Raw genomic sequence first — 12,085 nt, 5'->3', positions numbered from 1 at the left:
TTGATCTCCGCCCCCCACCGAACTCCATTACCCACACGGCTGTGTCATGAGCGCTACGACCTCCCGCAAGTCTCCTCTCGGCAAGATCCTCGCCGTCGTGGTTATCGCCGCCGTGGCGATTGCCGCGTACTTCACGTTCGCCGCTCAGAAGCGTGCGCCCGAAGCGACCTTCACGCTGCTCTCGGGTCAGAAGCTCGGCACCGAACAACTCAAAGGCAAGGTTTATCTGGTCAACTTCTGGGCGACGAGCTGCGTCACGTGCATGAAGGAAATGCCGACGATGGTGAAGACGTACGAGAAGTACCAGGGCCAGGGGCTGGAGTTTGTCGCGGTAGCCATGAGCTACGACCCGCCGATGTACGTGATGAACTACGCGCAGTCGCGTCAGTTGCCCTTCAAGGTCGCAATGGACTCCGACGGCAGCGTCGCCAAGCAATACGGCAACGTCCAGCTCACGCCGACGACGTTCGTTGTGGATCGCAACGGCAAGGTGCTCAAACAATACGTCGGCGAACCCGAGTACGCGGAACTCAACAAGCTGATCGAGACGGCACTGGCAAAGCAAGCTTGAACCTCGACGTCATCTGCCAACAAGAAAGCGCACCGCATGAACTGCACCCCAAGAGTTGGACGTAAATCCAACCTTTGGGGTGTTTTTCATGACGTGCGCTGAGCAAACTTGACCGTCTAACTTTTGGTTCATTGAGCATTACCGGGGAAGGCGGCGCGGATTTTGAGGAAGAAGTATTCCTGGTCTCGGTAGCCGTAGGCGCGCCGCTTAATGACCTTGATAGTGTTGTTAATGCCCTCAACGATGCTGGTGTTTAGACGATGTCGGCATCTGGCCAGGATGCCATGCAGATAGCCTTTCAGACGCTGAGCGAAGGTGTTCAAGGGGGCTATTCCGCTTTGCTCGGCCTGCTCGCACCAGTGGTGCCAGGCTTGTTTTGCCCAGGCAGGTCTTCGGTAGAACCAGAGCCGCTTGAGTTCGTCCCTCAGGACATAGACCGTCAGCAGCGGCTGGTTGGCTTGCAGCAATTCGTCGAGCCGGACGGCCTGCTGCCGGTCTAGCTTGTCGCGGTTGCGCAATAACAGCCAGCGGCTCGATTTGATGACCCGGCGCGCGGGACGGTCCTGGCGCAGTTGGTTGGCCTGATCCACGCGCACCCGATCAATGACCTCTCGTCCGTACTTGGCCACGACATGGAACAAGTCATAGACGATCTCCGCCCGTGGGCAGTGGGCCTGGATTTCTAACTCGTAGGCCGTAGTCATGTCGATGGCTACGGCCTTGATGCGTTGGGCGACCCCACGCGGCAATTGCTCGAAGAACGCCCGAGCCGTCTCGCGTGAGCGTCCTGGGCCGATCCACAGCACCTGCCTGCTGATCGGATCGACGACTACCGTCGCGTACCGATGCCCTTTATGCAGGGCGAACTCGTCCATCGCTAAATACTCGATCCTGGACCAATCCGGTTCGCGCACTGACGCTCGGAGCCGGGCCTTGTCCAGCGTCTTGACGGTATGCCAACCCAGCTCGAAGAACCTCGCCACCGCCTGCACGTTGCTCGATTGCAGCAATTGGCTGCAGGCCGCCGCAAGCCGATCCGTCACCCGCTGGTAGCGACCCAGCCAAGTAAGCCGCTCCAGGCGCGGGCCACCGCATTGCTCACACAACAAGCGCCGGCGTGGAACATGAAGAACAACCCGGTACTCAAATAACGGCAGATCTCGCACCCGGCGCACCGTGGTCTCATGGACCTGGCGACATCGTGCGCCGCACTGCTCGCACAGCATCACCTTGGCGGTTGGCTTCAAATAGATCGACAGCGTGCGCCCTGTGCCCTCGGGCCACTCCACGCGTTCGACGGCATAGCCCTGCCAGCCTCCCAGCGACTCCAGCAGCTTGCGATCCAGCATCTCCACGCACTCCTGATGGCAAATTCCTGCCATCAAGAGTACGAAAACTTGTCAAATCCCTCCACGCTATTGCGCGATGAACCTAACTTTTTGGGGTCAGTTCACGCAGGGCGCTTTTTGTTTTCCCGGGCACAAGACGCACAACCGTCAGCGCCCGTCGCCCCCCTCGCCGTGTCCGCGCGTATGCAAGCCATAGCGCTTGAGCTTCTCGTACAGCGTCGCCTTCGGCACGTGTAGCGCCTCGGCCGTCGCCGCCACGTTGCCCTTGCTGTGTTCCAGCGCTTCCTGAAGCACGGCTCGCTCGAACCGTTCCACCTGCTCCTTGAGCGGGAGAGGCGCGAGCGACTCCCCTTCAGGCGCGCTCGCCACACCCAGCACGAGACGGTCCGCCGCGTTGCGCAGTTCGCGCACGTTGCCCGGCCAGTCCGACTGCAGCAACTCTTGACGCATGCGGTCCGACACCACCGGCGCGGGGCGTCCGTAACGCACGGCCGCATCGAGCATGAAATGTTCGAACAGCGGCAGGATGTCTTCCCGACGCTCGCGCAGCGGCGGCAGCGCCAGCGTCACCACATTCAATCGGTAGTAGAGGTCGCGACGGAACGTCCCCTCGCGCACGAGCGCTTCCATATCGTCCTTCGCGGCTGCCACCACCCGGCAGTCGACACGGATCGACTGATTCGATCCGAGACGCTCCAGCACGCCGTCCTGCAACACACGCAGCAACTTCACCTGCAACGCGGCGGGCATGCTCTCGATCTCGTCGAGAAACAATGTGCCGCCCGACGCATGTTCCAGCTTGCCGATACGGCGTTTCGCCGCGCCGGTAAATGCACCGACCTCGTGGCCAAACATCTCGCTCTCGAAGATCGCCTCGGGCAGCGCGCCGCAGTTCAGCGCGACAAACGGCGCATCGCGGCGACGCGACAACTCGTGCAGACTGCGAGCGACCAGTTCCTTGCCCGTGCCGGTGTCGCCATTGATGAGCACCGGGGCATCCGTCATGGCGACGTTGGCGATGAGCGTGCGCAGCGTCTCCATCGACGGGCTGCGTCCGATGATGCGCGAGGCGCGTCCGCCCTGTTCCGCCAGCTCGCGGCGCAGCGCCTGATTCTCCAGCATGAGCTTGCGCGTTTCCAGCGCGCGCTTGGCCGACTCGATCAGACGGTCCGGTGCAAAGGGCTTCTCGATAAAGTCGTACGCACCGTCGCGGATAGCTTGCACCGCCATCGAGATGTCGCCATGACCGGTGACGAGGATGACCGGCACTTCCGGCGCGTGCTGACGCAAATGCGCGAGCAATTCGAGCCCGCTCATGCCGATCAGACGAATGTCCGACACGACAATGCCGGCGAAGTCCGGCGTGATGCGCTCTCGCGCCGCTTCGGCCGAGGCAAGCCCGAAGGCATCGAGCCCGGCAAGTTGCAGGCTTTGCAGCGTGGCACGCCGCACGAGTTCGTCGTCTTCGACAAATAGGATCTGGAGGTTCTTGTACATCATGCGATTGTCGCGCCGGTGCGTTGCACGCGGCGCAGCGTCACGAGAAATTCAGCCCCACCGCCCGGAACGTTGCCGGCGACCAACTGGCCGCCGTTCTCTTGTGCGATGGATGACGAAATTGCGAGTCCGAGCCCCATGCCCTGACCGCCCTCCTTGGTACTGAAAAACGGTTCGAACAGACGCGGCATATGTGCCTCCGAAATGCCCGGCCCGTTGTCGCGCACGTAAATGCGCACCCACAGGTCGTCCGCGTCCACATCGATCCATATCGACGGCGAGGCTTGCGGGTTAGCCGCCCCCACCACGGCGTCGATAGCGTTACCGACCAGATTGATCAACACCTGTTCGAGACGCAAGCCCTCGCACGCCACCTGCACGTCTTCCAGGCCCCTCGCGAAGGTGGTCGTCACCTGGATACCTGCCAGACGTCCACGCAAGAGCATCAGCGTATTGTCCAGCGCGCGTTGCACCGACGCTTCCATGTCGCCACGCCGCGCGCGCCCCGCAAACAGACGCAACTGCCCGGTGATCTTGCCCATGCGGTCGGTGAGCGACGCAATGGCTTCGAGGTTCTCCTGCGCGGCGTCGTACTCCCGGCGCTCGATCAGCACGCGCGTATTGTCCGAGAAGCTGCGCAGCGCGGAGAGCGGCTGGTTGAGTTCATGCGTGATGCCTGCGGCCATCTGCCCCAGCGCCACGAGTTTCGATGCCTGCACGAGTTCGCTCTGTGCCTCGCGCAATTCGTGTTCGGTGCGCGAACGCTCCTGCACTTCCGTCTGCAGACGCTCGTTGGCGGATTGCAGATCGGCGGTGCGCTCAGCCACACGCTCGCCCAGTTCGGCATAGGCGGACTGCAACAACTCGCGGCTCTTGAGCATGTCGCGTACGCGCTGACGCCGCTGATTCCACGCCACGCCCAGCAAACAAGTGAATGCCGCCAGACACGCCGCAGCGACCGCCGCGATCCGTGCATTGGCGATCACCTGATCGAGCGGCGCGAAGTACATGAGGGTCCAGTCCGGCTCGCCCAATTTGCGCTGTACGGCGAGAAAGCGCCGGTTCTTGCCCGCGCCCCTGCCGTCATGCACCGTCACGACCTCGCCGTCGACGTCGAGCCGTTCGTCCTCGCTCCACGCAAGCGGTGTCACGTTCTGGTTGTAATACTGGCGCGTGCTGTCGAGCGCCGCCTTCACGGCGGGGGCGAGCGGCGTGAGCGAACGATACTGCCAGCGCGGCTCGGACGACAGGAAGATCACGCCGTGATCGTCGGCCACGACAACGGGCTCGGAGGCGTCCGCCCCCGCGCGCTGGAACCACTCCAGGTTCAGCTTCACCACGACCACACCGTGGATCTGACCGTCGACGAGAATCGGCTGGGAGACGAAATACCCCGGCTCGCCGGAGGTCGTCCCCACGCCATAAAAGCGGCCGAAAGCGCCTTTGATGGCGTCGATGAAATACGGACGGAAGCGGTACTCCTGTCCGACGAACGTGGCCTTCTCGCGCCAATTGCTCGCGGCGAGCGCCAGACCGTTCGCGTCGATCACATACGCTGCCGATGCCTTGGCGCGTTGATTGACGTCGAACAGATAATCGTTGGCCCGCTGCACGACGGCCTTGTCTTTCGGATTGAGCAACAGGTCGTGCACGTACGGATGCAGCGAGAGCAGATACGGCAGGAATTCGTATCGGTCGACGGTACTACGCAGGCTGCCTGCGTAACGTTCGACACGCGCGCCGGCGTTCACGCGCAAGTCGGCCACACCCCGCTGCCAGCTCAGGGCGTACGTCAACCAGCAAAACAGGACACTCGCCAGCAACATGACGACGATCCATGACCAACGGCGCATCGGGACAGCCCTCGCGAGATCGATGGGGACTTCGTCGCGCCGATGACCTACTGCGTCCTCACGGCTCACGGGCGCAGCGGCACCTTGGGGTGCGTGACTGCCGCGGGCGTGGCGAGCGCGGATCGTGTTGTCGTGCGGGGTGGCCATTGGGGCACAGGGTGTTGCGTGAGGTGCCTAAGGCACCGCAGGGACCACAGGGACCACCGGGCGGCGAAGCTCAGGCGCTATTGTGCCTGTGCCGCGCCGCCCGGTGGCGAACGTACGGTCGAGACAGATGGGCAGGGACCCGGCGAACCGGTTGGCAGTGTTGCGCGAAACACGTCACGCGCAACCCCGCCCGTCCCTACCGCCGGCCGTCAGGCCAGCTCCGGACCCTGCTTGCCGGACATGGCGTCGGCCAGCTTCTTGCGGTCCAGTTCCTTTTCCCATGCCGACACGACGATGGTCGCGACGCCGTTGCCGCAGATGTTCGTCAGCGCACGGCATTCGCTCATGAATCGGTCGATGCCGAGAATCAGCACCATCCCGGCGACCGGAATCGTCGGGATCACGGCCAGCGTTGCGGCCAGCGTGATGAAGCCTGCGCCGGTCACGCCCGAAGCGCCCTTCGAGGTCAGCATCGCCACGGCGAGCAGCGTGAGCTGTTGGCCCCAGGTCAGGTCGATGTTCGTCGCTTGTGCGATGAACAGCACGGCCATCGTCATGTAGATGTTCGTGCCGTCGAGGTTGAACGAGTAACCGGTCGGAATCACGAGACCTACCACCGACTTCGAGCAACCGGCCTTCTCCATCTTTTCCATCAGGTGCGGCAGTGCAGCTTCCGACGAGCTCGTACCGAGCACGATCAGCAGCTCTTCCTTGATGTACGCGAGGAAGCGGAAGATCGAGAAGCCGGTGAACTTGGCGATCAGACCCAGCACGACGATCACGAACAGGAACGACGTCAGGTAGAACGTACCCATCAGCTTGGCCAGCGGCACCAGCGAAGCGATACCGTACTTGCCGATGGTGAAGGCCATGGCACCGAAAGCGCCCAGCGGAGCGACCTTGGTGATGATGTGCACCACGCGAAAGAGCACGCCCGACACGCTGTCGATCCAGCTCGTCACCACGCGGCCACGCTCGCCGATCGCGCCGAGTGCTGCGCCGAACAGGATAGCGATCACGAGGATCTGGAGGATTTCACCCTTGGCGAACGCGTCGGTGATCGTGTTCGGGATCAGGTGCAGCAGGAAGTCGGTGGACGTGTCGCCGTGCGCTGCCTTCGCGGCGTAACCGGCGATAGCCTTCGGATCGAGCGAGTTGATGTCGACGTTGAAGCCAGCGCCCGGCTTGAGCACGTGCGTGGCAATCAGGCCGATCACGAGTGCGAGCGTCGAGACGACTTCGAAGTAGATCAGCGCCTTGCCGCCAACGCGGCCGACCTTCTTCATGTCTTCCATGCCGGCGATACCGGTCACGACCGTACAGAAGATCACCGGACCGATGATCATCTTGATGAGCTTGATGAACGCGTCGCCAAGCGGCTTCATCTCGACGGCCAGATCGGGACGGAAATGCCCGAGCAGAATGCCGACGACAATGGCAAACAGCACCTGCACGTACAGGATGCGGTAAAAGGGTTTTTTGGTCTGGGTTTGCATGTTGTTTCCTCTTCAGGCGGCGGGGCAAGCCACCGCCCTTCTTATTAATCCGCGGTGACGCCGCGAATCTCGCTTTGCGCAAAGCGCATTTGCTCCTCCATCACCATCTGGGCCAGCTCCTTCTTCAATTCGTTGAATTCGCTGCCTGCCGTGTCGCGCGGACGGGGTAGCTCGATGACCACATCCCGCTTGACCGTGCCCGGCCGGTACGTCATGACGACGACCCGGTCGGCCAGATAGATCGACTCCTCGATGCTGTGTGTGACGAAAATGATCGTCTTCCTGAATTCCTCCCAAATGCGCAGCAACTCGTCCTGCAGCGTGCGACGCGTGAGGGCGTCGAGCGCACCGAACGGCTCGTCCATCAGCATGATCGGGCTGTCGAGCGCGAGTACGCGGGCAATCGCCACGCGCTGACGCATGCCGCCCGAGAGATCGCGCGGATAGCGGTCGCGAAACTCGCGCAGGTTGAGTTTGTCGAGCAGCAGGTTCACGCGCTCGTTGATCTCAGCGCGCTTCATGCCCTTGATTTCGAGACCGAACGCCACGTTCTGCGCGACGGTCATCCACGGGAACAGTGCGTATTCCTGAAACACCATGCCGCGATCCGGACCCGGTTCGGCGGCGGCGTCGGCACGACCGTCGATGCGAATCGCACCCGACGTCGGTTGCACGAAGCCGGCGAGTGCGTTGAGCAGCGTCGACTTGCCGCAACCCGACGGGCCGAGCAGGCAGACGAACTCGCCCGCGTTGATGTTGCGGTCGATGTCCTTGAGCGCGTCGACGACGCCGCCGGGGATCGGGAACTGTTTGTTGACGTGATCGATTTGAATCAGCATGTCAGTCGCCTCACTTGGTTTCCAGACCACGGTGCCACTTGAGCAGGTGGTTGTTGAGACGATCCATGCCGAGGTCGATCACCAGACCGAGCAGACCGATGGTCAGCATCCCGGCGATGATCTTGTCCGACCACATGTACTCGCGCGCTTCCAGAATGCGGTAGCCCAGACCGTTGTTCACGGCGATCATCTCGGCCACGATCACGACGATGAACGCCGTGCCGATGCCGATACGCACGCCCGAGAGGATGTAGGGCGTCGCCGCAGGCAGAATCACGCGACGGAAGATGGTGAGCTGACCCGCGCCGAGATTGCGCGCAGCACGCAGATAGATGCCGTCGACGTGACGCACACCCGCAATCGTGTTCATCAGCACCGGGAAGAATGCGCCCAGTGCGATCAGGAAGAACGCGGGGGGATTGCCCAGACCGAACCACAGAATGGCCAGCGGAATGTACGCGATCGGGGGAATCGGACGCACCACTTGCACCAGCGGGTTGAACAGGCCGTAGACACGCGTGCTCGTGCCCATGAGCAGACCGAGCGGCAGCGCAATGCCTGCGCCCACGATGAAGCCCATGATCACGCGGTGAAGACTGTGCGTGGCGTCCATGAGCAATTCGCTCGACTCGAGCCAAGCACTGAAGCCATCGGCCATCACCACGGTCGGTTTGAGGTATTGCCACCACTTCGTCACAACGGCGAGCGGCGACGGGAGAATGATCGGGTTGATCCAGCCCAGGCCGGTGACGATCTGCCAGATCACCACGACCGCTACCGGAATCAGCACGCCGCGCAGCATGCGCGCGGCGCGTGAGGCACCCGAATGGGGGAGCACTGCGGACATCCGTTCGCCTCGCCTTACTTGATGTTCAGCTTGGTTTTCGCCTTGGCGAGCAGGTCGAGCTTGACCCAGTCTCCCGCTTGCGGCACCGGATCCTGCAACTTGCCCACGCCGTACTTCTTCATCAGGTCGGTCGTGAGTTGCACGTGCGAGAGGCTCAGGTCGTAGCTATACGGCGAGTTGCCGATGGCGTCCGTGAAGTCCTGCTCCGTGATCTGGTTCTTGAACATGTCCTCGCGAACGTACTTCTCGGCCGCCTTCGGGTTCTTGATGAAGTAATCGGTCGCTTCCACGAACGCGTACATCAGACGTTGGGCCACGTCCGGCTTTTCTTTATAGAGCTTCTCGGTGATCACGAGCGCACGCACCGGCTCGCCGATGGGCGTGTCGTAAGGCTTGAGCATTTCCACGCCGAAGCCCTTGTTGATGGCTTGCGAGGCTTGCGGCTCCGACTGGCACATCGCGTCGATGCTGCCGGCGGCCAGTGCCTGGTTCAGATCGGCGAAGGCCATGAACATGATCTGCACGTCCTTGCCCGGCTGATCCGACCACGTCAGACCGGCCTTCGCCAGTTCTGCGTACAGAATCATTTCCTGAGCACCGCCACGGGCCACGCCCACCTTCTTGCCCTTGAGATCGGCCACCTTAGTGACCGGCAGCCCCTTCTTCGCCACGAGACGCACGCCGCCCTTGGCGAAACCGGCCACCGCGTAGATCGGTGCGCCCTGAGCGCGACCGGCGATAGCGGCGTCAAGCGCGCTTGCCGACACGTCGATCTGACCGGCCACGATGGCCGGCATGATGTCCACGCCCTTGGCGAACATCCGTTCTTCGATCTTCAGGCCGTACTTCGGTCCGATCACTTTCATGTACGACACGGCGCCGTAGTGGGCGAACTTCAGGTTGCCCAAACGCACCAGATCGTCGGCAAAAGCGTGTAGCGAAGCTGCACATAGCGCAGCGGCGGCAAGGCATTGCTTGAACATAAGGTCTCCTCTCTTATTAGAACGGCTTGCTCTGGGTTTCCGGATTTCCAACAGAAATTCGGAAACGGCGGCAGCACGCGCGTTAGAAAGCAATACTTATGCCAAGGCGACAAGTGCTTGATTTTATTATGGGAAGCTGTGGAAAACCCGATGATCGCTTATACGGAAAACCGGAAAGCAGGCCCGGATTGTTTCTGGTTTTCCGGAAAAACCAGTGGAATTGCGAGATTTCACGCGATGAGGCCGAGAGAGCCTGAGGATCGATGCATCACAACGAACCGTTGAAATTAACAAAACCTCCCTTGAAAGCGCCTACCGGTGGTGGCAGGGCCTTCGATGGGAGGTTCGGATCCCGGCGCAGGCGGGCAACCTCACAGGTTGCCCCTTCCCCCGATCACGCTCAGCGCACTCAGGCGGAAAGCGCTTCGGGGACCGGCGTGTGATAACCCAGAGCGGCCGAAATCTCTGCGGCACAGGCCGACAGGCGCGACGAGATGTCGGGCAGCAACGCACGCGTCATGCGCGACGACGGGCCCGAGGCCGACAGTGAAGCGATCACTTCACCCGACGCGTCGCGCACCGGCACGGCGACCGAGACGGCTTCCGGCGCAAGTTCGCCAAAGCTCACGGCGCAATCCTGACGACGCACATTCAGCAGCTCGGCCGCCAGTTCGTCGCGCTCGATCAGCGTGCCCGCCGTGAAGCGCTTGCGGGGACGACCCAGCACTTGCGCACGGACATCGTCCGACGCGAAAGCCAGCAGCACACGCCCCGACGCGCCGACGTACAACGGGCGACGGTTGCCGACCACACCATGCACACGCAGCTCATGCGTCGATTCCACGCGGGCGACGCACAGCGATTCGAGACCGTCGCGCACGCGCAACTGGATGTTCTCGTTGAGCGCACGATTGAGCGCCTGCAGGTGACGATGGGCGACCTTCACGAGGTTGACCTGTTCATGGCCTGCCACGCCGAGCACGAGTGCCTGCGCGCCCAGCACGTAAGTCACCGGACTGCCCTCGCGCACCACCCAGCGGTGCTGTTCAAGCGTCGCCAGCAGACGAAACGCACGCGACTTGTTCAGGCCTGCGCGCTGCGCCAGTTCCGTCACACCCAATCCGGGGCACTCCCCGACCAGCGACAGCAGCGAAAGCGCTGTGTCGACCGAAGCGACTGTGTAGTCCATCTCAAACTTCCTCGCTATGTTGTTCGGCATAGGCGGCAAGCGCCGCCGCAAATTGGCCAAGTTGCGATTGCAGCGTCGAAAAGGCGTCATGCTTTTCGCCACTGGATTCATTCAGATAAAGCGCCTGATTCAGTTCGATCTGCACGCTGTGACGTCGCTCGGCAGGACGTCCGAAATGACGCACCAGATCGCCTCCTCGATACGGCACGTTGTAGGCCGTACGTAATCCGAGACGGGTGAATTCGGCGATCACCCAGCGCGAAAAAGCTGGGTCTGCGGTGGTGCCGTCGCCGTCGCTCACCAGTACGTCGGGGCGCGCCATACCGGCGTCGGGATCGAGCGCCCCGCCGCGCGAGCGCATCGAATGACAGTCCAGATGCCAGACCACACCGTGACGCTGCCACGCCGCATCGAGTGCGTCGCGCAGCGCGTGGCGGTACGGGAGGTAGTAGTCGTGAATCCGTCGCTCGACTTCGGTCACCGTCAGACGACGGTCGTAGAGCGGTACGTTGGGGGCGGCAAACCGATGCAGCAGTCCGACGCCACGCTCGCTATAGCTCTGCGGACGCGCATCGTGCGGCCACAGGCTCGCCAGCAATTCGGGGTCGATGTCGTGCTCGGCGCGGTTCGGATCGATGTAGGCGCGCGGGAAAAGCGCAGCCACCAGCGTCGCGCCGTGATGTGTCGCGACGGACCAAAGCTCGTCGACGTAGGCGTCGCCGCAAGCGAGGATCGCGGCAGTCGGGGCAATGGTGTCGAAGTCCGGCGGGAACACGTGGCCGCTGTGGGGCGCGTCGATCACCAGAGGCAAGTGCCCCCCGTGGCGCAATGCGCCACCTTGCGGTGCTTCAACGAAAAATCGGCCCTCAGTGACCTGACGGGACATGCTGCCTCCTGGCGTGCATCCGGAACATCCGCTCGCCCAATAACCATGACGCGCGCAGTGTTTTGCCAAGCAAAACAAAGTTTCAATATTCTGGAACAACGCCCCTAGCGCCACAAGGTGACGGTTGTTACAACATATTTCGAGGGAGATGAAGCGGCCGGATGGAGGTAACGCGGGCCATTCGGCGAAGATCGTTGCAAATGGCGGTGCGTATCGTAGGCATTCGAACGCGTTAGTCGGCATCCGGCGATGTCTGCGGCGCGTATCGGCTATTGAACCGGGCGCGACTTGTGACGTCCCGTAAACGAGTAGGGGCGTCCGACTAACGCTTGGGGACGATCATGGGCGGGTTCAGTCCCCGTTCAGCGTGCGAGCACATGGAGGGTACGGACGAAAAAAAACGGACCGTCTTTCGACGATCCGCTTCG

The 12,085-nt window shown here is 62.3% G+C and carries 10 protein-coding genes; 1 reads left to right on the top strand and 9 read right to left on the bottom strand.

The features are described from left to right. Nucleotides 1-46 precede the first annotated feature (46 nt). Nucleotides 47-571 (top strand): TlpA disulfide reductase family protein, encoded by a 525-nt coding sequence (locus MB84_RS02370; RefSeq protein WP_046290614.1) that lies wholly within the window; start codon nt 47-49, stop codon nt 569-571. Nucleotides 572-699: 128 nt separating this feature from the next. Here MB84_RS02370 and MB84_RS02365 read toward each other — a convergent pair whose 3' ends face one another. From MB84_RS02365 to MB84_RS02325, 9 genes are all read right to left on the bottom strand, one after another. Next, nucleotides 700-1,920, bottom strand: a complete 1,221-nt coding sequence (locus MB84_RS02365; protein WP_046289972.1) for an ISL3 family transposase — start codon at nt 1,918-1,920, stop codon at nt 700-702. A gap of 147 nt (nt 1,921-2,067) precedes the next feature. Then, the gene (locus MB84_RS02360; RefSeq protein WP_046293321.1) at nt 2,068-3,417 is read right to left on the bottom strand and encodes a sigma-54-dependent transcriptional regulator; all 1,350 of its coding nucleotides are present in this window, start codon (nt 3,415-3,417) and stop codon (nt 2,068-2,070) included. Next, nucleotides 3,417-5,417 carry a sensor histidine kinase gene (locus MB84_RS02355; RefSeq protein WP_046290613.1) on the bottom strand — a complete coding sequence of 667 codons (2,001 nt, stop codon included), beginning with the start codon at nt 5,415-5,417 and terminating at the stop codon, nt 3,417-3,419. The genes MB84_RS02360 and MB84_RS02355 overlap by 1 nt, the downstream gene beginning before the upstream one ends. 209 nt (nt 5,418-5,626) lie before the next feature. Then, a complete protein-coding gene (locus tag MB84_RS02350; protein ID WP_046290612.1) occupies nt 5,627-6,913 on the bottom strand; it encodes a dicarboxylate/amino acid:cation symporter in 1,287 nt (428 codons plus the stop codon). A gap of 44 nt (nt 6,914-6,957) precedes the next feature. Then, nucleotides 6,958-7,752: an ABC transporter ATP-binding protein gene (locus MB84_RS02345; RefSeq protein ID WP_046290611.1), complete on the bottom strand. Its 795-nt coding sequence runs from the start codon at nt 7,750-7,752 to the stop codon at nt 6,958-6,960. A 10-nt stretch (nt 7,753-7,762) separates the two neighbouring features. Further along, nucleotides 7,763-8,599, bottom strand: a complete 837-nt coding sequence (locus tag MB84_RS02340; RefSeq protein WP_046290610.1) for an ABC transporter permease — start codon at nt 8,597-8,599, stop codon at nt 7,763-7,765. Between the two features lie 14 nt (nt 8,600-8,613). Next, entirely contained in the window at nt 8,614-9,582 is a 969-nt protein-coding gene (locus MB84_RS02335) for an ABC transporter substrate-binding protein (RefSeq protein ID WP_039395321.1), read from the bottom strand. A gap of 409 nt (nt 9,583-9,991) precedes the next feature. Then, complete coding sequence (locus MB84_RS02330) at nt 9,992-10,771, bottom strand: IclR family transcriptional regulator (RefSeq protein ID WP_046290609.1); 780 nt, start codon at nt 10,769-10,771, stop codon at nt 9,992-9,994. A 1-nt stretch (nt 10,772) separates the two neighbouring features. Continuing rightward, the gene (locus tag MB84_RS02325; RefSeq protein WP_046290608.1) at nt 10,773-11,657 is read right to left on the bottom strand and encodes an N-formylglutamate amidohydrolase; all 885 of its coding nucleotides are present in this window, start codon (nt 11,655-11,657) and stop codon (nt 10,773-10,775) included. Between the last annotated feature and the right edge of the window lie 428 nt (nt 11,658-12,085).

Origin of the sequence: Pandoraea oxalativorans, from assembly GCF_000972785.3 — a bacterium.
Lineage (GTDB): Bacteria > Pseudomonadota > Gammaproteobacteria > Burkholderiales > Burkholderiaceae > Pandoraea > Pandoraea oxalativorans.
This window is presented reverse-complemented; position numbering and strand designations above follow the sequence as displayed.